Annotated in this window: 15 protein-coding genes; 4 read left to right on the forward strand and 11 right to left on the reverse strand. The window is 33.9% G+C overall.

Annotation, left to right across the window (positions count from 1 at the left end; all coding sequences use genetic code 11):
* Positions 1-163: 163 nt before the first annotated feature.
* The 6 genes from AB1410_07490 to lpxC form a co-directional block, all read right to left on the reverse strand.
* Entirely contained in the window at positions 164-652 is a 489-nt protein-coding gene (locus AB1410_07490; GenBank protein MEW6456535.1) for a metallophosphoesterase, read from the reverse strand.
* Positions 652-3,318, reverse strand: coding sequence for a DNA polymerase I (gene polA, locus AB1410_07495; GenBank protein ID MEW6456536.1), 2,667 nt, complete (start codon positions 3,316-3,318; stop codon positions 652-654). The genes AB1410_07490 and polA overlap by 1 nt, the downstream gene beginning before the upstream one ends.
* Positions 3,319-3,565: 247 nt before the next feature.
* Positions 3,566-5,395: a glutamine--fructose-6-phosphate transaminase (isomerizing) gene (gene glmS, locus AB1410_07500; GenBank protein MEW6456537.1), complete on the reverse strand. Its 1,830-nt coding sequence runs from the start codon at positions 5,393-5,395 to the stop codon at positions 3,566-3,568.
* Positions 5,383-6,771 (reverse strand): bifunctional UDP-N-acetylglucosamine diphosphorylase/glucosamine-1-phosphate N-acetyltransferase GlmU, encoded by a 1,389-nt coding sequence (gene glmU, locus AB1410_07505; GenBank protein MEW6456538.1) that lies wholly within the window; start codon positions 6,769-6,771, stop codon positions 5,383-5,385. Before glmU ends, glmS begins: the two co-directional genes overlap by 13 nt.
* Positions 6,768-7,268 carry a CDC27 family protein gene (locus AB1410_07510; protein ID MEW6456539.1) on the reverse strand — a complete coding sequence of 167 codons (501 nt, stop codon included), beginning with the start codon at positions 7,266-7,268 and terminating at the stop codon, positions 6,768-6,770. Before AB1410_07510 ends, glmU begins: the two co-directional genes overlap by 4 nt.
* Positions 7,269-7,319: 51 nt before the next feature.
* Entirely contained in the window at positions 7,320-8,210 is an 891-nt protein-coding gene (lpxC, locus tag AB1410_07515) for a UDP-3-O-acyl-N-acetylglucosamine deacetylase (GenBank protein MEW6456540.1), read from the reverse strand.
* Positions 8,211-8,411: 201 nt separating this feature from the next.
* Between lpxC and larB the strand changes: the two genes are divergently transcribed.
* Entirely contained in the window at positions 8,412-9,158 is a 747-nt protein-coding gene (gene larB / locus AB1410_07520) for a nickel pincer cofactor biosynthesis protein LarB (protein ID MEW6456541.1), read from the forward strand.
* Between the two features lie 198 nt (positions 9,159-9,356).
* Here larB and ppdK read toward each other — a convergent pair whose 3' ends face one another.
* From ppdK to AB1410_07545, 5 genes are read right to left on the reverse strand one after another with little or no spacing between them, the layout of a single operon-like run.
* Positions 9,357-12,080 carry a pyruvate, phosphate dikinase gene (gene ppdK, locus AB1410_07525; GenBank protein MEW6456542.1) on the reverse strand — a complete coding sequence of 908 codons (2,724 nt, stop codon included), beginning with the start codon at positions 12,078-12,080 and terminating at the stop codon, positions 9,357-9,359.
* Between the two features lie 19 nt (positions 12,081-12,099).
* Entirely contained in the window at positions 12,100-14,673 is a 2,574-nt protein-coding gene (gene clpB / locus AB1410_07530; protein MEW6456543.1) for an ATP-dependent chaperone ClpB, read from the reverse strand.
* Between the two features lie 10 nt (positions 14,674-14,683).
* Positions 14,684-15,760, reverse strand: coding sequence for a sugar phosphate nucleotidyltransferase (locus tag AB1410_07535; protein MEW6456544.1), 1,077 nt, complete (start codon positions 15,758-15,760; stop codon positions 14,684-14,686).
* A gap of 2 nt (positions 15,761-15,762) precedes the next feature.
* The gene (locus AB1410_07540) at positions 15,763-16,572 is read right to left on the reverse strand and encodes an undecaprenyl-diphosphate phosphatase (protein MEW6456545.1); all 810 of its coding nucleotides are present in this window, start codon (positions 16,570-16,572) and stop codon (positions 15,763-15,765) included.
* Positions 16,573-16,594: 22 nt separating this feature from the next.
* Positions 16,595-17,962, reverse strand: a complete 1,368-nt coding sequence (locus AB1410_07545; GenBank protein MEW6456546.1) for a phosphomannomutase/phosphoglucomutase — start codon at positions 17,960-17,962, stop codon at positions 16,595-16,597.
* Positions 17,963-18,048: 86 nt separating this feature from the next.
* On the opposite strand from AB1410_07545, the gene gatB reads away from it, so the two are divergent.
* The 3 genes from gatB to AB1410_07560 are packed head-to-tail and all read left to right on the forward strand — an operon-like array spanning position 18,049 to position 21,272.
* Positions 18,049-19,488: an Asp-tRNA(Asn)/Glu-tRNA(Gln) amidotransferase subunit GatB gene (gene gatB, locus AB1410_07550; GenBank protein MEW6456547.1), complete on the forward strand. Its 1,440-nt coding sequence runs from the start codon at positions 18,049-18,051 to the stop codon at positions 19,486-19,488.
* Complete coding sequence (locus AB1410_07555; GenBank protein MEW6456548.1) at positions 19,469-20,305, forward strand: transketolase; 837 nt, start codon at positions 19,469-19,471, stop codon at positions 20,303-20,305. Before gatB ends, AB1410_07555 begins: the two co-directional genes overlap by 20 nt.
* Complete coding sequence (locus AB1410_07560; GenBank protein ID MEW6456549.1) at positions 20,295-21,272, forward strand: transketolase family protein; 978 nt, start codon at positions 20,295-20,297, stop codon at positions 21,270-21,272. Before AB1410_07555 ends, AB1410_07560 begins: the two co-directional genes overlap by 11 nt.
* Positions 21,273-21,286: the final 14 nt, after the last annotated feature.

A 21,286-nucleotide genomic window follows, 5' to 3' on the forward strand; every position in this document is an offset into this window, starting at 1 on the left:
TCTTAAAAAAATATATTAAATGAATTACATTTTTTTTTCAACGATTATTTTATGTAAATGAGAGGCCAACCATCTTCTGAGCGAAGGGAATGGTTGGCCTCTTTATTTCTGTCTTGGTAACCTTTGCTGTCCAAATTATATAACTTTACCAAACTTTATATGCTTACTTTATGTCTATAAAATCTACTGACATGTGTTCAAGATTTAAAATAGCAATAGAGCTGGATCCATAGAGCCAGCCTCCAGCTTCGCCTGGATTAATTATTAATACATTTTTTTCTTTCCTCAAATCCTTGCGATGAGTATGTCCGTATATTATTATCCTGTTTTTTCCTTCTTCAATTAGTTTATCAATTTCAACGGGTTCATGAAGTATCAAAAAATTAATCTCGTTTATACTGAATCTCAGGGGTGCTTCCCAGACTTCTCCAATTAATGAAATTGAGCTTTTAAGACCTTTCCTTTCTCCGTCATTGTTACCAAAAACTCCAATCATCGGGCATTTTAAATTCATCAGGTCGTTTATGATAAATGGGGCAACAAAATCTCCTGAGTGAATAATAAGCGAACAATTTTCATTGTTAAAAATATCTACAGTTTTTTTTGCGTATTCTCTGTGATCATGGGTATCAGATATAATTCCTATTTTCATTATACTTCAGCCCAGTTTTTTCCAACTTTTAAATCGACAATCAATGGAACTTCAAGGGGATAAACTTTTTCCATCTTCTCTTTTAAGATTGACTTTATTTCATCAATTTCGTTTTCTGGAGCTTCAAGGATGAGTTCATCGTGAATTTGAATGATAATCTTGGATTTTAGATTATTCTTTTCAATTTCTCGAAACACATCAACCATGGCTTTTTTCATCAGATCAGCTGCTGAGCCTTGGATGGGGGTATTTATTGCAATTCTTTCCCCAGCTTGCTGGATAATTTTATTTGGATTTTTTAATTCTGGAACTTCTCTTATTCTCCCTAACATTGTTGTGGTGTAACCTCTTTCATATGCTTCTTTTACCATCTTTTCTATATATTCATTTACTTTTTTATATTTTTCAAAATATTTTTCTATAAAATTTTGGGCATCTTTGGTTGATACCTCAAGTTCCTTCGCTAAAGAGAATGCAGAGGTTCCATAAATAATTGAAAAATTAATTATTTTTGCTTTTCTTCTCTGTTCCTGCTTGCTTAAAGGAGAATTTTCTCCGAACACTTCTCTGGCAGTTCTTTCATGGATATCTTCCCCTTTTATAAATGACTCTATAAGGGCCTGGTCTCTTGAAAGATGCGCTAAAACTCTCAATTCAATTTGAGAGTAATCAGCTGAAACAAACTTTGATCCAGGTTCTGGTATGAAAGATGCTCTTAATCGTTTTCCCAAGTCTGTCCTAATTGGTATGTTCTGGAGGTTCGGATCAGACGATGACAATCTACCAGTTGCAGTTACAGTCTGATTGTATGAAGCATGGATTTTTCCGGTTTTTCTATTTAGCAACTTTGGAATAGCATCAACATAGGAAGATTTAATCTTGGATAAAGTTCTGTATTCTAAAATTAAAGCTGGAACTGGATGTAACAAGCTTAATTCTTTAAGAACCTCCACATCTGTAGAAAAATTTCTTATTTTTTTTGTTCTTTTCTGTACAGGAAGGTTTAATTTATCAAATAAAACTTCAGCCATCTGTTTTGGAGAATTTATGTTAAATTCGGTTCCTGATTTTGAAAAGATTTCTTCTTGTATCTTTTCAATTTCAGCCTCCAATTCTTTTGATAATTTTTTAAGAATTTCCAGGTCTATTTTCACCCCTGCCAGTTCCATATGAGCAAGAACTTCCATAAGAGGAAGTTCAATTTCATAATAAAGAGCTTCCAAACTTTTTTCTCTAATTTTTTCAAATAAAATTTTCGAAAGCTGCAACGCTATGTCCGCATCTTCACATGAATAGAAACTTACTTTTTCAATTTCTATTTTGTCCAGAGTCTTTTCTTTTTCCCCTGTGCCTGCAATTTCATTAAAAGAGATTGGTTTATAGTTGAGATAGTTCATCGAAAGCTCATCCAGATTATGATTTCTTTTATTGGGGTTCAACAGGTATGATAGAATCATAGTATCGAGATCAATTCCCTTCATGTCTATTCCATTGTTTTTAAGCACAATGTAATCATATTTAATATTCTGCCCAATCTTTTTAATATCCTCTTTCTCAAAAATGGGTTTTAATAAATTCACTACCTTTTGTTTTTCAAGTTGAGCTGGACAGTCGGAATACATATGTCCTATAGGGATGTAGAAAGCTTTATCAGGGTCAAGAGTGATGGATATTCCTACTAAGTTAGCAGCTACGGGAAACTGACTATCTGTTTCCACGTCCAATGACAGATATTTTCTCTTTTTTATCTCGTTTATCAATTCAAGTAATTCCTTCTCATCGAATATTGTTTTGTACTCTTTTGAAGTCCGACTGGTTTCTGTATATATTTCATCTAAAAAGCTTTTGAATTCAAGTTCCCTGAATAATTGAATTAATCTTGGAGTATCAGGTTCTTTAGGCAATAGTTTTTCAAAATTTAACTCGATTTCCAGGTCTTTTTGGATTTTTACCAACTCAGAGCTCAGTTTTAACAAATACATATTGTTCTTTAAGGATTGCTTGTATTTTTCATTTTTAATTTTATCTATGTTTTTAAGAAGGTTTTCTAAGTTAGAGAATTCATTTATCAGGTCTTTTGCACCTTTTTCACCAATACCAGGAACTCCTGGAACATTGTCAGTAGAATCACCCCATAATGAAAGAACATCAACTACCTGAGAGGGGTACACTCCAAAAAATTCCTTGACTTCCTTTTCATCGAGAATTATTTCTTTTGAAGGATTGTAAACTTTAATCCCATTTTTTACGAGCTGAAAAACATCTTTATCGGTTGAGATTATAATAACCTGGTAATTTGATTTTAATGCTTTTTCAGCTATAGTGCCTATCACATCATCTGCTTCATACTGGGGTATTTCAAAAAAGGTAATGTTGTACGCATTTAAAATTTCTTTTATTTTTGGAATCTGAACAGAGAGATCTTTTGGCATCGGTGGTCTTTGTGCCTTATATTGTTCAAAAGATATGCGCCTGAGGGTCTTTTCACTGCTATCAAATACTACTCCTATGAGTTCTGGCTTCTTTTCTTTCAAAATTTTTTTAATTGTATTTAAAAAACCAAAAATTGCATTGGTGGGAAATCCATTTGAATTACTGAGCCCCCTTATGGCGTAATAGGACCTGTATATAAGAGAATTTGCGTCTACAAGATAAATTGTTTTCACTTTCTTATTTTAAAAGAGACCTCTTAAAAAGTCCATCTGCTGCGTTGCAGTCTCAGCTTTATCGCTCCAACGTACAGAAAGTACGCCTCCGCTCAAAGCTTCACTGCGCCTTGCATCTGGAGCTTTTTAAGAGGTCTCTTCTTTTCTACAGAAGGAAAAATTATCGATTCTCAAAAATTTTTTTTATTAACATAAAATTACTTTTTAAGAAATCTCAAAAAGAAGGATTGATAAATTAAAAATATTTTTATTCCACTGTTACGCTTTTAGCTAAATTTCTTGGTTGATCTACATCATAGCCTTTTTTGAAAGCTATGTTATAAGCAAAAAGCTGTAATGGGATTATATTGAGGAAGGGAGTAAAAATTTCTGAAGTTTCTGGAACATGGATAATTTCATCGACTTTTCCTTTCATTTCTTCATCTCCTTCGGTAGCGATAGCTATTACCTCTCCACCCCTTGTTTTTACCTCTGAGATGTTATTCATTACTTTATCTTTTACCCTGTCCTTTGTTGCAATTGCAACTGTTGGCATCTTTGTATCTATAAGAGCTATAGGACCATGTTTCATTTCACCAGCTGGATAGCCTTCTGCATGGATGTAAGATATTTCTTTTAATTTTAAAGCACCTTCAAGAGCCACAGGGTAGTTAATCCATCTACCAAGGTAGAGAAAATTGTTATAGAAAACATATTTCTGACTTATCTGTTCTATTTTTTTATCTTTGTTTAATATCATTTCTATTTTATGAGGAATTCTCTGGAGTTCATTTAATAGGCTTATCGAATAATCTTTATTGATATTTTTCTTAGCCCAGGCCAGATGAATTGCTAAAAGAGCCAACACCACTAATTGAGATGTAAAAGCTTTTGTAGAAGCAACTCCTATTTCTGGCCCTGCATGCGTATATATAATTCCATCTGCTTCTCTTGTAGCCATGCTTCCATGGACATTACATATTGTGATAATTTTTCCCCCAAGCTTCTTTATTTCTCTCATAGCAGCAATAGTATCAGCTGTTTCTCCAGATTGGGTTATTGCAACTCCGAGGAAATTTTTATTCCATATGAGGTCTTTATATCGATATTCAGAGGCATAATCCACTTCGGCTGGTATTTTAGATATGCTTTCGATTAAGTATTTTCCTATCAATCCTGCATGCCAAGATGTCCCACATGCAATTATTACAATTTTTGATACATTTTTCAGAAATTCATCATTCAAATTTAATTCATCAATATAGGTTTTTCCAGTGTCAAGAGAAATTCTTCCAAAAATTGTTTCCCGTAATGCTCTTGGTTGCTCGTATATTTCTTTCAGCATAAAATGTCTGAATCCACCTTTCTCAGTCATCACAGGATCCCAATTTATTTTCTGAGAATTTTTTTGTACAAATTTCCCATCAAAATTTAAGAATTTTACCCCTTCTGATTGTATAATAGCAATTTCTTTATCTTCTAAAAAGATAACATCTCGGGTATGATTCAGGATCGCTGCGAGATCAGATGAAAGAAAATATTCATCTTCTCCTATTCCTATTATCATTGGCGGTCCATATTTTGCTGCTATCAATTTTTTAGGGTCCTTTGGGCTTATTATTCCCAAAGCATAAACCCCTTCTAAATGATTTGAAGCCTCTATTAAGGCTTCTTCGAGTTTTCCTTTGAAATATTTTTCTATTAGATGAGCAATAACCTCTGTGTCAGTTTCAGTGATAAATTTATGACCTTCGTTTATGAGTTGATTTTTTAATTTTAAATAATTTTCAATAATTCCGTTGTGAACGACAACTATAGTTCCTGTGCAGTCCCGATGAGGATGAGCATTTTCTTCAGTTGGCCTTCCATGAGTAGCCCATCTGGTATGGCCAACACCATAGCTGCCATCTAATGGAGAGATAAGAAGATTCTCCTCTAAATCCTTTATTTTCCCCTGGACTCTTTTTATATGAAGATTTTTTCCATCTATAACAGCTATTCCTGCAGAATCATATCCTCTGTATTCTAATCTTTTAAGTCCTTCCAGAAGAAGGGGCACGATTTTCTTTTTTCCTATGTATCCAATTATTCCGCACATTTCATTATTTTTTTCTTGACCCAGTTGAGTTTATTTTTCTGTTTCTCTCTTGCTATTGCAAGAGCAAAAGGAGGAACATTTTTTGTAATGGTAGATCCGGCTCCTACATAGGATTTTTTCCCTATCTTTACAGGAGCAACCAATTCAGTGCCTGAGCCGATGAAAACGTCTGATTCTATAATAGTTTTATTTTTTTTCTTGCCGTCAAAATTGCAAGTTATTGTACCAGCTCCTATATTGACATTTTTACCGATTTCTGAATCCCCAAGATATGTTAAATGCATTGCCTTGGAACCTTCTCCGAATTTAGTGTTTTTTACTTCTACAAAATTTCCAACCCTTGCCCCTTTTTCTATCTGAGAATTCATTCTTATCCTGCAGAAAGGACCAACTGTAGAACCATTTTTTAAATTAGAATTTTGTATATAAGATGAAGTTAAAACTGTTACACTATCACCTATGATTGAATTGCTGATGTGAGTGAATGAATATATTTTGGAATTTCTGCCGATTTTAGTATTCCCTTCAATAAATGTATATGGGTATACGATTGAATCTTTTCCGATTGAGACATCCCATTCTATCCATGAAGTATTGGGGTCGATTATTGTGGTTCCATTTTTTTGTAGCTCTCTAATTTTTTCTAATCTCAGAATATCAGTAGCTCTTGAAAGTTCTTCACGATCGTTTATTCCCAGTATTTCATCTGAATTTTTGTTCATCCACACTCCAACTTTTTCACCCTTTTTTATTAAAATATCGATTATATCAGTTAGATAGTATTCTTTCTTTTTGTTTACATTGGATATTTTTTTTAAGTAAGGGAAGATTTTATTGTAGGAAAAACAATAGATTCCAGCATTAATCTCTTTTATTTTGTTTTCCTCTTCGGTTAAATCTTTTGCTTCCACTATTTTTTTTATCTCTCCGGAGCTACCCCTTACAATCCTTCCATATTCATTTGGGGATTCTAATATGGCACTCATCAAGGTGAGTGAATTTTTATTTTTTAAATGATATTTATAAAATTCTAATAGAGAACTAATTTTAATTAATGGGATATCCCCATTTATGATTATTCCATCTTCATCTTTAAATTCAATCTCGTCTTCACAACACATTATAGCATGAGCGGTTCCCAGTTGCTCATCCTGAATGATATATTTTATTTGTGGATCTGAGAACCTCTCGATTATCATTTCTTTTTTATAACCAACAATTATATAAACCTTTTTTGGTTGCAGTTTTAATATTTTCTCTATCAATACCTCTAACATTGGCTTTCCCAGTATGGGATGCAGCACTTTGGGAATGGATGATTTAAATCTTGTTCCTTTTCCTGCTGAAAGAACTAAAAAATATGGAATGCTTTTCATAGTTGTGTAATTTCTTGAAATTCCTTTAAATTGTGCAGAGGTTCAAAGTCTGGTTCGTTAATTGCAAGAGCTTTAAAGTAATCATCTCTTATGGTAGCTTTTTTAAGGAATTCTATAGAATTTTTATAATCAGAATTTTTAGCATAACATAGACTCATTATGTAGTAGCAAGTTGGATCTTTTGGCATTTTCTCGAGCGCGCGGTTGAATAATTTTATCGCTTCCTTTGTTTCTCCTTTGTTTAATTTGTATACTCCATACAAAAAAATGTCTTCGTATTTTTTTAAAGTATTTTCTTTTTTTCCTAAAAAATTATCGCATATGGAAATGTAAGAATTGGACCTTGCTACCATCTCTTTTTCTGAGAAAAATTTCTCATTAAATTCTTTAAAAAGCATTTTCGCCTTTTCATATTCTTTTTGATAAAAAGCTTTAATGGCTTTTTCCCAGAGATGGAGCACTTCCTCTCCTTTTTTAGGAAATGGCTTCTTTTTCATATATCCTCCAAATAGGTTTTAATTTTAATATAATTTTTTAAGAAGAATCAATCAAATATTTCGAGTTATATTATAGAGGGAATTTTTCCCATCTGAAAGTTCTATTAATTCAGATAGGTCAGGATTGTCTAAGATATAATTTATAAATTTTAAATGAAGGGAATGACCTCCTTTGTATATATTTATGCATCCAAGAATACTGAATTCTAAGATGCTTAAATCACCAAGAAAATCAAGAATCTTATGTCTTACAAATTCATCCTTAAACCTTAGAGGACCATTTAGAATCCCATCCTTTGTGAGAACTATTGAATTTTCTAATGAAGCACCTTTTATTATCCCTTTCTCTTCAAGAATGTCTACGTGATCTAAAAAACCGTAAGTTCGAGCTGGTGCAATTTCTGTGGCAAAGGAATCTTTTGTAACTATAATAGATTTTTCTTGATTTTCAATTAATGGATGAGAGTAAGAAATAAAGTAGTATATTTTTAAATAATCAGAGGGAAAGACTTCAATCTTTCTTCCATTTTCCTCGATTTTGAAAGGGGATTTGATTCTTAAGTATTGTCTTTTTTCAGGGAAGAATTTGATTCCAACCCTTTCAATTTCTTTTACAAAAATATAGGAACTTCCATCCATAATAGGGATTTCATTTCCATCTAGCTCGATTGTAGCATTGTCAATTCCAAGAAATTTTAGGGAAGCTAAAAGATGTTCTATCGTATAAATTTTGAACCCATTATAAACAATAATAGTGCTATGATTGGATATAGCTTTTCTCGGGTCCAATTTGAATTCAATTCCATTATGATCTTTTCGTTTAAAAGTGATTCCTCTATGGAGCTTAGATGGCTGAATTTTAAGATTAACTTTTTCTCCAGTATGAACTCCAATGCCACTCAATTCTATGCTTTCTTTTAAAGTACCTGAATATGGAAACATATATATTTTATAAGCAAAATGTATGCCAAATATCTAAGTTATTGATATATATATACATATGAAATTTTACATTCATTTCGATTTTCCAGATTAACACAATCATTGTGGAATTTTTTCCACATTAATAATTGAGAAGATGGTTGACCTCTATAAAAAAATGATAAAATTGCTATAAATAAGCTGAATTATTATAATATTATCATGTTTAAAAATAAGGTAAAAAAATTATTAGAAGAGTTAAAGGAAGGAAGGATTGATATTGAGGATGCCTATGAAGCTTTGCAATTTCTTCCTTATGAAGATATTGAATTTGCAAAAATAGATTTTCATAGAGAGATAAGAAGAGGAGTCCCTGAGGTTATCTTAGGAATCGGCAAAACTGATGATCAGATTTATAAAATAGCAAAAAAGATAATGAAGAATGGAGGCAATTTGATAATTACTAAATTGGATGAAAAAATGTATAAAAAAATAAAAAAGAAAATTCCTTATTTGAAATATAATAAATTGGCGTCAATTGCGTATTATGATAAGAATCAGGTTGAAAAAGGGAAGGGAAAAATTTTAATTCTCTCAGCTGGCACTTCAGATATTCCTGTTGCTGAAGAAGCCTATGTTACCTGTAAATTGATGGGAAACGATGTAGAAAAAGTATACGATGTGGGAGTAGCTGGAATACATAGACTTTTTGATCAGATTGAGAGGATGAGAGAAGCCAGGGTGATTATTGTAGTCGCGGGCATGGAAGGTGCTTTACCATCAGTGGTTGCAGGGTTTGTTCACTCTCCTGTAATCGCAGTACCTACAAGTCAAGGGTATGGAGCAAATTTTGGAGGTATATCTCCTTTATTGACAATGCTGAACAATTGTTCTGGCGGAATAGCAGTGGTAAATATTAACAATGGCTTTGGAGCTGGTTATTTCGCTTCCTTGATTAATCATTTATAAAAAATAGAATAGTGTGCTGTCTATTAAATTTTGTTCATTGAGTAATTTTATTTTTTTGACAGCACACTGAAGGGGTATGGGGAAGGTATCTTCCCCATGTCTGGGGGGTGCTCAGCGAAGCGTCTAAGGAGATCTTTCTCCCATAGGGAAAGTGTCATGTCACAATAATATAACAAAAGGTATTTAAGTGACATGACACTAATTTTCCCTTATTTCTCCTTTTTCTTTTAAAACTGCTCTTGCAGAAGCTAATCGAGCTATGGGTATTCTGAAAGGAGAGGCACTTACATAATCCAGACCAATAGAATGACAGATTTCAATCGAATCAGGTTCTCCTCCATGTTCTCCACAGATTCCTATTTTCAAATTCTCCCTTACTTTTTTTCCTTTTTTTACAGCAATTTCCATTAACTCCCCAACTCCATTTCTATCCAGGGATTCAAAAGGGTCTTTATCCCAGATGCCCTCCCTCAAATAATACCTTGCAAATTTTACTGAGTCATCTCTTGAAATTCCGAAAACAGTCTGAGTTAAGTCATTTGTTCCAAATGAGAAAAATTCGGCTTCTTCTGCAATTTCATCTGCAGTGATAGCTGATCTGGGTACCTCAATCATAGTTCCCACCATAAATTCTATTTTTATTTTATTTTTCTTCATTACTTCATCTGCCACTCTTTTGATTATTTCCTTTTGATCCTTTATTTCTTTTACCGAACTCACAAGGGGTATCATAATTTCTGGGGATATTTTTTCTCCCTCTTTAATTAGTTCTGCGGCTGCTTCGAAGATAGCTCTTGCCTGCATTTCAGTTATTTCTGGAAAGGTAATTCCAAGTCTGCACCCCCTGTGTCCTAACATTGGATTGAATTCATGAAGTTCCTCAACTCTTTCGAGAATTTCCTCTAATTCTTTTAACTCTTGGGTATTTACTCCTGGATTTTTAGTTTTTAGAGTTGCGATTTTGACCATTAATTCTTCTCTTTTTGGCAAAAATTCATGGAGCGGAGGATCTAATGTTCTTATAGTCACCGGAAGTCCTTTCATTTCTTTAAAAAGTCTAATGAAATCTTCTCTCTGGAATGGAAGTAATTTTTCAAGTATCTCTTTTCTTTCTTTTTCAGTTCTTGCCATTATCATCTTTTGCATGTATGGAAGCCTATCCTCACCGAAAAACATATGCTCTGTCCTGCAAAGTCCGATTCCTTCAGCACCGAATAAGATCGCCATCCTTGCATCATCTGGAGTATCAGCATTTGCCCTTACTCTAAGTCTTCTTATCTCATCTGCCCAGCTCAATAGTTTTTCAAAATATTGATAAATTTTAGATTCATGTTTACTTAATTTTCCCTTTAAAACCTGGAGAATTTCAGATTCCTTGGTGGCTATTTTACTAAGAAAAATCTCTCCTGTATTTCCATCTATTGAAATCCAGTCTCCTTCTTTTATCCTATTTCCGTTTAAATCAAAGTATTTTTCATCTTCATTTATTTTTAATTCTCCGCATCCAACAACAGCAGGCTTCCCCATTTGCCTTCCTACGACTGCGGCATGGGAAGTCATTCCTCCTCTTGCTGTTAAAAATCCCTGGGATACACTCATACCATGGATATCATCAGGGGATGTTTCCAGTCTAACAAGGATAACTTTTTCATTTTTTTGATTCCATGTAACAGCATCATCAGCATTAAAAACCGTCCTTCCAGTTGCAGCGCCAGGAGAAGCAGCGAGTCCTTTCGCCGCAGAAGGATATTTTTTCTTTTCTTCAGGGTCAAAAATAGGATGAAGAAGTTGATTCAGAGAAGGAGGGTCAACCATCGCAATTGCTTCATCTTTTTGAATTAGTCCTTCCTCTACTATATCAACTGCAATTTTGACAGATGCAAGTCCTGTTCTTTTTCCACTTCGAGTCTGGAGCAGATACAATTTATTTTCCTGGATTGTAAACTCATAGTCCTGCATATCCCTATAGTGGATTTCGAGAGTTTTTGTGATTTTTTCAAGCTCTTTAAAAACATCTGGCATTAAATTTTTTAGCTCTGATATATGTCTTGGTGTTCTTATTCCTGCTACAACATCTTCTCCCTGAGCATTTTCAAGAAACTCTCCATAAAATTCTTTCTCACCCGTTGAAGGATTTCGGGTAAAGCCAACCCCAGTTCCTGATCTTTTTCCAAAATTTCCAAAGACCATTGCTTGGATATTAACTGCTGTTCCAAGATCAGAAGAAATATTGTATATCTTGCGATAGGTTATTGCTCGAGGGTTGTTCCATGATTTAAACACAGCATTAATTGCCATCTCAAGCTGCTGGTAAACATCCTGAGGAAATTCGATATTTTTTTCTTTTTTTACAAGAATCTTGTATTTTTCAATTAATTCTTCAAATTTTTTTTCTGATAGTTCGAATTCATATTTAATTCCTTCAATATTTTTGATCTCGTTGAGAATATCTTCAAATTTTCTTTTATCAATACCAAGGACTACATTGGAGAACATGTGAATAAATCTTCTGTAACAATCAAGGGCAAATTTAAGGTTGTTTGTTTTTTGAGCGAGACCTTTCATTGTCTTATCGTTTAAACCAAGATTGAGGATTGTATCCATCATTCCAGGCATTGAATATTTTGCTCCTGACCTTACAGAGACAAGAAGAGGGTTTTTTTCGTCACCAAATCCTTTTTTTGTAACTTTTTCCAATTTTTTTAAATTTTTGTATATTTCATTTTTTATTGAATCAGGAATTTTTTCTCCATTTTTGTTAAAAATTGTACATGCCTCAGTAGAGATAGTAAATCCAGGCGGAACAGAGATACCTGCATTGGTCATTTCAGCTAACCCAGACCCCTTACCTCCCAGTATATCTTTCATCTCTTTATTACCCTCAGCTTTGCCATCAGAGAAAAAATATACGTATTTTTTCATCGGCAACCCTCCTCTGAATTTATTCTGTAATAAAGGTAGTTTCTTCTTTAAATCTATCCCAATCCACCTTGATAGAGGTTCCGTTCTCTATTTTTCCAGACAGTATTTCCATTGCCAATGGATTCTGAATAAGGTTTTGAATCGCCCTTTTTAGAGGGCGAGCACCAAATACAGGATCAAATCCTTTTTCTTTTATAATTTCTCTCATTTTTTTTGAGATTTTCAAATTAATATTTTTGTCTTTTAGAATTTTTTCTAAATCATTGATTCTCAAATCTATTATTTTTTCAATAGAACTCTCTGAAAGAGGCTTAAAAATAATTATGTCATCTATTCTATTGAGGAATTCTGGTTTAAAAAATTCTCTCAGCATTTCCATGATTTTATTCTTCATCTGGAATTCATCTTTTATCATATCCTGAATTATTGAACTCCCCAGATTGGAAGTCATTATTATCAAAGTATTTTTAAAATCCACTGACCTTCCTTTACTATCGGTAAGCCTTCCGTCGTCAAGGATCTGGAGAAGAATATTGAAGACATCAGGATGGGCTTTTTCTATTTCATCCAGAAGAATGATAGAGTAAGGTCTTCTTCTAATAGTCTCTGTAAGTTGGCCCCCTTCTTCATAACCCACATAGCCCGGTGGCGCTCCTATTAGCTTTGAGACTGAATGCTTTTCCATAAATTCTGACATATCTAACCTGACCATGGCCTTTTCATCATCAAAAAGAAATTCAGCAATTGCTTTTGCAAGTTCTGTTTTTCCAACCCCAGTTGGGCCTAAAAAGATAAAAGAACCAATCGGTCTTCTTGGGTCTTGAAGTCCTGACCTTCCTCGTCTTATAGCATTGGAGACAGCTTTGACAGCTTCATTCTGTCCGATAACTCTTTCTCTTAATCTCTCTTCCATGTGAATTAATTTTTCTTTTTCGCTTTCTAATAATTTTGATAATGGAATGCCCGTCCATTTTGATATAACCTCTGCTATATCTTCCTCATCGACTTCTTCTTTTAACATCTTTCCTCTTTTTTGAATCTCAACAAGCTTCTCATTCTGTTTTTTCAGTTGATTTTGAAGTTCAAGCAATTTTCCATATCTCAGTTCTGCTACTTTATCATACTCTCCTTTTCTCTCTAAATTCTGTTCTTCAATTTTTAATTTTTCTATGGATTCTTTAATATTCCTTATTTTAAGAATTGTGTCTTTTTCTAAAATCCATTGGGATTTTAATTTGTTTTTTTCCTCGCTATGTTGAGTGATCATTTTGTTTAAAGCTTCTATCTTGTCAGCCGAATCCTTTTCCCTTTTTAAAGCTTCCTTTTCAATTTCAAGCTGAATGATTTTTCTTTCGATTTCATCAATTTCAGTGGGAAGACTGTCGATTTCAATTCTAAGTCTCGCGGAAGCCTCATCTATTAAATCAATTGCTTTATCTGGAAGATATCTATCAGATATGAACCTGTTTGATAGAGTTGCAGCAGCCACAAGAGCAGAATCCTTTATTTTTATTCCATGATGTAGTTCATATTTTTCCTTTAATCCTCTAAGTATTGAGATTGCCTCTTCTACAGTTGGTTCATCCACATAAACTGGTTGAAATCTTCTTTCAAGAGCAGCATCTTTTTCGATGTGTTTTTTATATTCACTAAGGGTTGTAGCTCCGATTGCGCGAAGTTCACCACGGGATAAAGGAGGTTTCAGGATGTTTGAAGCATCTACAGCTCCTTCTGCTGCTCCTGCTCCCACGATTGTGTGGAGCTCATCCATGAAAAGCATAATTTCTCCATTTGATTCGACCACTTCTTTGATAATTGCTTTTAATCTATCTTCAAATTCGCCCCTGTATTTAGTTCCTGCAATGATTGAACCAATGTCAAGAGCTATAATTTTTTTATTCTTTAAACTTTCTGGACAGTCTCCAGAAATTATTCTCTGGGCAAGACCCTCGACAATGGCAGTCTTTCCAACACCTGGCTCTCCAATAAGAACAGGGTTATTTTTCGTTCTTCTACTTAGAACTTGAATTACTCTTCTTATTTCATCATCTCTTCCAATAACCGGATCAAGTTTTCCTTTTTTTGCTAAATCAGTTAGATCTTTTCCGAATCTCTGTAAGACCTGATATTTTTCCTCTGGCATTTGGTCTGACACTCTCTGGGAGCCCCTTATGGCTCGTAAGGCGTAAAGAAAATTTTCTTCAGTCATTCCATTATTTTTTAATAGTTTTGAAGCTGTTTTACCCTCATTCAAAAGGCTTAGCAATAAATGCTCAGATGAGATGTAATCATCTTTAAATTTATCAGCAATTTTTTCTGCTTGATTTACGACATTGATCATTCTTCTTGATATAAATATATCTCCACCTTCAACTGAGGGGAGCGTTTTAAAATGGTCTTTTAGAGAGCTGATTATCAAATTCGAATCTGCTCCGATTTTATTAAATATGGGCATTAAGATCGAATCTTTCTGGGTCAACAACCCGTATAAAAGATGCTCTGGAGTTATCTCCTGGTGATTGTATTCTTTGGCTATTTTCTGGGCTTCCTCGAGGGCTTCTTGAGATTTTAAGGTTAATTTTTCTGTATTCATATTCATACGATTATAAATAATTCAATTTTTTTTCTTTTTTCAACATTTCAATTATTTCTTTAACTCTTTGTGATTTTTCCTTCGGACAGATTAAAAGGGCATCATCTGTATCTATTATTACCATATCCTTTACATCGATTAGGGAAATGAGTTTTTTTTCGCTGAAAACAACACATCCTGAGGAATCGATCGTTGTCAGATTTGCTCTTATTGCATTGTTATTTTTGTCCTTCCCCCACAATTCATAAAGAGAAGACCATGAGCCAACATCAGACCAGATAAAGTTAGCCTTGCCCACAAAAACATCGTCAGATTTCTCCATTAACGCATAATCGATTGAAATTGATTGAATTTTTTTATAAATATTTTTTAAAAGGGAGAAATCTTTTTTAGCCAGGGCATTTTCAAATTTTTTATAATAAACAAAAAATTCTGGAGCAAATTTTTCTAATTTATTTTCAAAAGCTTCAATGCTCCATAGAAAAATCCCGCTATTCCAGAAGAAATTTTTAGAAGAAATAAATTCAATTGCCTTTTCTTTAGAGGGCTTCTCCTTGAACTGTTTTACTTCAAAAAAGTAGTTACCGTTTTTTTGAATCTGTTTATTTCTGTTGATTTCAATGTATCCATATCCTGTTTCTGGAGCCTTGGGATTTATCCCAAAAGTTATTAAATAGTCATTCTCTTCAGCGATTTCAAAGGCAGATTTTATAAGTCCGTGAAAAAGTTCATCTTTTCTTATAAAATGATCTGCTGGTAAGATTAGTATTGAGCTATTTCTATCTTTCTTTGAAATGAAAGAAGCGACATAGATAACTGCAGGAGCTGTGTTTTTTGATTCTGGTTCAAGAAGGATGTTTTCTTTATTAAATTTCGGAAATATTTTTTTTATTTTTTTATAGAAAGATTCATGGGTAACGATAATTATATTTTTTTCCGGAATCATCGGTTTTATTCTTTTAACTGTTTCTTCAATCATAGGACTTTTACTTATTACAGGAAGGAATTGCTTTGGGTTATTTTGCCTTGACCATGGCCAGAATCTTGTTCCCATGCCCCCTGCCAAGATTACAGCCCATCTTTGCATTTTTATCTCCAGAATAAGTTATAAAAAATCATAAGAATTCCAACAAAAAAACAATAGAAAGAAAAAATGAAGAATTTACCTTTTTTTATTATTGAAAAAAGATACTTAAGGGAGATAAGACCAACTAAAAAAGAAAAGAAAACGCCAGATATCATTATCGTTAAATCTTCATTTTGCAATTGCTTTACCTTTAGAGATTCATAAAAAAGAGCTCCAAGAATTGCAGGAATAGATAATAAAAATGAAAATTTTGTGGCGATTTCTTTTTTCCAACCCAGTAACAAAGCTATTCCTATTGTCATTCCTGACCTTGAAATTCCTGGAGCTATTGCTAAACCCTGGAATATTCCGATTAGAAATGGATGAATTACATGAACATTTCTCCTTTCTTTTGCGTATTTAGTAATAAACAATATGATTCCAGTGATAAGAAAGGAATATCCGATGTATTTTAAAGTACCGAACAATTTTTCAAATTCTTTATCAAAAAGAATCCCAATCAACGCTGTTGGTATAAGGGCGATTAACATATACAACAAAAAAATATGGCCTCTGATAATTAAAAAAGGGTTTGACTCATTTTTACTTTTTATAATTGAAAACAGAATTTCTATTATATCTTTTCTTAAATATAAAATAATCGCCAGAAGGGTTCCTCCATGGAGAACAATATCAAACATAATCTGAGGCTCTCTTATTCCAAATAAGAATTGAAATAATACTAAATGGCCTGAGCTGGATATAGGGAAGAATTCAGTTGTTCCTTGGACAATGGATAGAAATATTACCTCGAAAAAATTTACGCTACTCAATTTTTGCCCCTCACAGTTATAGTTATGCCAGTGTATCTTTTAATTTAATTTTAATTTCATGCACTTTTTTCTCAATCAGACTTTGGATTTTTTCTAAGTCCTTTTCCGTGTCTGCCTCAAACCTCATAACTAAAACTGGCTGAGTGTTTGAAGCCCTCACCAATGCCCATCCTTTTTCAAAATTTATTCTTACGCCATCAACATTAATATATGGGTAATCTTTGAATTCTTTCTTCATTTCCTCAACAACTTTAAATTTCAAGTCATCAGAACTGGGGATGCGGATTTCAGGGCTAAAATAAGTTCTCGGAAGATCTTTTAACAATGATGAAAGAGGGTTAGAGGTATTTGATAGGATCTCAAGAATTCTTGCTCCTGTATAAATAGCATCGTCGAAACCAAAATACCTATCAGCAAAAAATATATGTCCGCTCATTTCTCCTGCTAAGAGTGCTCTTTCATCCCTAATCTTTTTTTTCATCAGTGAATGCCCTGTTTTCCACATGATTGGATGACCACCAAGTTTTTTAATTTCTTCAAACAGCAGTTTTGAGGATTTAACCTCAGCTATAATAGTGGCACCAGGGTTATCTTTTAAAATACTTCTGGAGAGAATTATCATTATCTGGTCTCCCCAGAGGATATTTCCTTTATCATCTATTATTCCAATTCTGTCAGCATCTCCATCAAATGCAATTCCAATATCTGCTTTATTTTTTTTAACATTTTCTACAATGTCCTTCAAAAATTCAGGAATTGTAGGGTCAGGATGATGGTTTGGAAAGTTTCCATCCACTTCACAATATAACTCATGGACATTGCATCCCAATTGCTTATAAATGGGCACAGCCACCACCCCTCCTGTTCCATTTCCAGCATCAACCACTACAATGGGTTTCTTTTTTAGATGTACATTATTTATTAGGAATTTTTGATACTCAGGGATGATTTGGTAGATAAACAGATTTGCACCCTTTTCTTCTATAAACCTTCCCTTCTCGATTATCTTATATAATTCAAGAATTTGGTCTCCCCATAGTGTCTCCAGCCCAGACATTATTTTAAAACCATTATATTCAGGAGGATTATGAGAACCAGTTATCATCACTCCACCATCTTTTTTAAGAAAATGATTTGCAAAATAAAAAACTGGCGTTGGGACTACTCCTAAATCAGTAACATTGCAACCCGTAGAAAGAAGACCTGAAATTATTGCTTCTTTAAATGCACTGGAGCTATTTCTCCCGTCCCTTCCAACAACTATGTTTTTTTTGCCCTGATTTCTCAAATAAGTTCCTATGGATTTTCCAAGAATTTCAACTACCTCAGGAGTAAGGTCCTCTTCGACTACACCCCTTATATCATATTCTCTGAAAATATTAGGATTCATATTCATGTTATCTTAAGAAATTATTATTATACATGAATCTTCCAAAATTTTAAATTTACATTATATATGGTATAATTCATTTCCAAATGTATCAATCAGTAATAGGTCTTGAAATTCATGCTCAGTTATTGACCAAAACAAAGCTCTTCTGTAGCTGTTCGACAAATTTTGGCGAGCCTCCCAATAAGAATGTTTGTCCTGTATGCCTTGGTTTGCCGGGCGCCCTTCCTGTTTTGAATGAGGAAGTGGTGAATTTTTCGATTAAATTAGCCCTTGCTTTGAATATGAAAATAAATTTAATATCGAGATTCAGCAGAAAAAATTATTTTTATCCGGATCTTCCAAAAGGCTATCAGATAACTCAGTATGATCTTCCTCTTGCTGTTGGTGGGTATCTTGAGCTTGATGGAGATAGAAAGGTTGTAATTGAAAGGATAAATCTTGAAGAGGATGCTGGAAAATCAATTCATGATGGGATGCCCGACTCCAATAAAAAAACCTACCTTGATTTTAACAGATCAGGAATACCTTTAATTGAGATAGTAACTAAACCTGAAATTTACTCACCTGAGGAAGCAGTTCAATTTGTGATGAAATTGAGGTTAATTTTGCAATACCTTGAAATATGCGATGGAAATATGGAAGAAGGAAGTCTAAGGTGTGATGCCAATGTATCCCAGAAAAAGATTGGGAAAGAGGAACTCGGTACTAAAACAGAAATAAAAAATTTGAATTCATTCAAGTTTTTACATAAAGCTCTGGAATATGAAATAAAAAGACAGGAAGAACTTTTGAATAGAGGAGAAAAAATATTCCATGAAACAAGATTGTATGATTCTTCCTCAGGAAAAACATTTCCGATGAGGTCAAAGGAAGAAGCCCATGATTACAGATACTTTCCTGAACCAGATTTATTGCCTCTTAGAATAAGTAAAGATAGAATTCAGTTGATAAAGTCAAATATTCCAGAGCTTCCTGACAGTAAGAGAAAAAGATTTAGAGAAAAGTATGGAATTCCTTCTTATGACTGTGAAATTTTAACAAGTTCAAGATTGATTGCTGATTATTTTGAGGAAACAGTTAAATATTGTAAAATGCCTAAAAATGCAAGTAACTGGATCATGGGAGAAGTTCTAAGATATTTAAATGATGAAAACATTGATTTCAATGAATTCAAATTGCCGCCTGAGTATTTAGCTGAACTGATAATTAGAGTTGAAAATGGAGAGATTCCGATAAGTGTGGCGAAAGAAATATTCCCCTTGATGGCAAGAGAGAAAAAAAGGGTCGATGAGATTCTTCAGGAGAAGAAGATTGAATTGATTACTGATGATGAGAGGATAAGAGAAATAATAGAGGAAGTTTTTAAAGAGAATCCGTTAGCTTTAAAACAATTAAAAGAGGGCAAGACCCAGGTTATAAGCTTTTTGATCGGACAGGTTTTAAAAAAGATGGAGAGAAAGGGAAATCCGAATCAGATAAAAAGATTATTGGAAAAGGTATTGAATGAAAAACATACTGAATGAGGAGGAAGAATTAGGGCTTAAGCGAATAGCAAAGAAGTTAAGAATTAATGTTTTAAAGATGACAACGATGGCCGGCTCTGGCCACCCAGGAGGTTCTCTTTCTTCTGCTGACATAGTAACTTTCTTGTTTTTTAAGAAGATGAGAATTGATCCATCAAATCCGAAATGGAATGAAAGGGACAGGTTTATTCTTTCCAAGGGTCATAGTGCTCCAATATTATACGCAGCTCTGGCAGAGATAGGCTTTTTTCCTGTAGATTGGCTGTGGAATTTGAGAAGATTTCAATATCCCCTTCAGGGCCATCCTGATATGAATACAACTCCTGGAGTTGAAATATCAACTGGCTCACTGGGTCAAGGGTTGTCTGTGGCAAATGGTCTTGCTTTAGCATTAAAACTTCAAAACATCAATTCAAAAATATATGTTCTTCTTGGAGATGGAGAAAGTCAGGAAGGTCAGGTCTGGGAAGCTGCAATGACATCAAGTCATAAAAAATTGGATAATATTTGTGCAATTGTTGACTATAACGGCTTACAGATTGATGGATGGATCAAGGATATAAAGTCTTTAGAGCCATTAAAGGATAAATGGCAAGCATTTGGCTGGCATGTTTTTGAAATAGATGGACACAATTTTTTTGATATCTCTAATGCTTTGAATGAAGCTGATTTGATTAAAGGGAAACCGAGTGTAATTATTGCCCATACTATAAAAGGAAAGGGAGTCTCATTCATGGAAAATAAAGCAAGATATCATGGAATTGCCCTTACCCCAAAAGAGCTTGAATTAGCATTGAAAGAGCTGGATGAAAATTAAATTGAAAGAAATAAAAGAAGAGAGCTTGAGGGATGTATACGGAGAGACCCTCTTAGAATTGGGAAGAGAAAACAAAAAGATAGTGGTTTTAGATTCAGACCTTTCTGCTTCAACAAAGACCAATTTATTTGCAAGGGAATTTCCTGAAAGATTTTTCAACATGGGAGTAGCCGAACAGGATATGATTGGAACTGCAGCAGGTCTGGCATTGGGAGGAATGATCCCTTTTGTTTCATCGTTTGCAGTCTTTGAAGCAGGGCGAGCATGGGAACAGATAAGGCAGAGTATATGCTATCCAAATCTAAATGTGAAACTCGTTGCAAGCCATGGAGGGATAACAGTCGGAGAAGATGGTGCTACTCATCAGTCAAATGAGGATTTGGCTTTAATGAGAATACTTCCAAACATGAAAGTCATATGCCCCTGTGATGCTGTTGAGACAAGAAAGATAATCATATCGATAGCAGAAGATTATGGGCCTTGCTATGTCAGGCTTTCAAGGCCTAAGTTTCCAGTGATTCTTGATGATGATTATTCATTTGAAATTGGAAAAAGCTTTATTTTAATGGAGGGAGATGACATCGCAATTTTTGCGATAGGAATAACTCTTTTTCATTCTTTAATTGCTGCTGAAGAACTTGCGAAAGAAGGAATTCATGCAAGAGTGGCAAATCTTTCTTCGATAAAACCAATTGATGAAGAATTGATAGTGGAGAGTGCTAAAAAAACAAAAGCTGTTTTAACTGTGGAAGAGCATTCGATATTTGGAGGACTGGGGTCTGCAGTAGCTGAGGTGCTCTCTCAAAACTATCCATGTTTTATAAAAATAATGGGAATCCCGGACACTTTTGGAATTTCCGGGAAACCCCATGAACTGCTTGATTTTTATGGAATATCCTCTCCTTATATATACAGAGAGGCTGTTAATTTGTTAAAAAAGAAAAAGGAAAAACATGGAGCATATTAACGGGATACATAGTT

This window comes from Acidobacteriota bacterium (assembly GCA_040756905.1).
In the GTDB taxonomy this organism is placed as follows: domain Bacteria; phylum Acidobacteriota; class Aminicenantia; order JBFLYD01; family JBFLYD01; genus JBFLYD01.

Excerpts from the sequence above, each read along its gene's own strand:
- AB1410_07535 (MEW6456544.1), bottom strand. The coding sequence starts at position 15,760 with ATGCAAAGATGGGCTGTAATCTTGGCAGGGGGCATGGGAACAAGATTC.
- AB1410_07560 (MEW6456549.1), top strand. The coding sequence starts at position 20,295 with ATGAAAATTAAATTGAAAGAAATAAAAGAAGAGAGCTTGAGGGATGTA.
- glmU (MEW6456538.1), bottom strand. The coding sequence starts at position 6,771 with ATGAAAAGCATTCCATATTTTTTAGTTCTTTCAGCAGGAAAAGGAACA.
- glmS (MEW6456537.1), bottom strand. The coding sequence starts at position 5,395 with ATGTGCGGAATAATTGGATACATAGGAAAAAAGAAAATCGTGCCCCTT.
- AB1410_07555 (MEW6456548.1), top strand. The coding sequence starts at position 19,469 with ATGAAAAACATACTGAATGAGGAGGAAGAATTAGGGCTTAAGCGAATA.
- AB1410_07510 (MEW6456539.1), bottom strand. The coding sequence starts at position 7,268 with ATGAAAAAGAAGCCATTTCCTAAAAAAGGAGAGGAAGTGCTCCATCTC.
- larB (MEW6456541.1), top strand. The coding sequence starts at position 8,412 with ATGTTTAAAAATAAGGTAAAAAAATTATTAGAAGAGTTAAAGGAAGGA.
- lpxC (MEW6456540.1), bottom strand. The coding sequence starts at position 8,210 with ATGTTTCCATATTCAGGTACTTTAAAAGAAAGCATAGAATTGAGTGGC.
- gatB (MEW6456547.1), top strand. The coding sequence starts at position 18,049 with ATGTATCAATCAGTAATAGGTCTTGAAATTCATGCTCAGTTATTGACC.
- clpB (MEW6456543.1), bottom strand. The coding sequence starts at position 14,673 with ATGAATACAGAAAAATTAACCTTAAAATCTCAAGAAGCCCTCGAGGAA.
- AB1410_07490 (MEW6456535.1), bottom strand. The coding sequence starts at position 652 with ATGAAAATAGGAATTATATCTGATACCCATGATCACAGAGAATACGCA.
- AB1410_07545 (MEW6456546.1), bottom strand. The coding sequence starts at position 17,962 with ATGAATCCTAATATTTTCAGAGAATATGATATAAGGGGTGTAGTCGAA.
- ppdK (MEW6456542.1), bottom strand. The coding sequence starts at position 12,080 with ATGAAAAAATACGTATATTTTTTCTCTGATGGCAAAGCTGAGGGTAAT.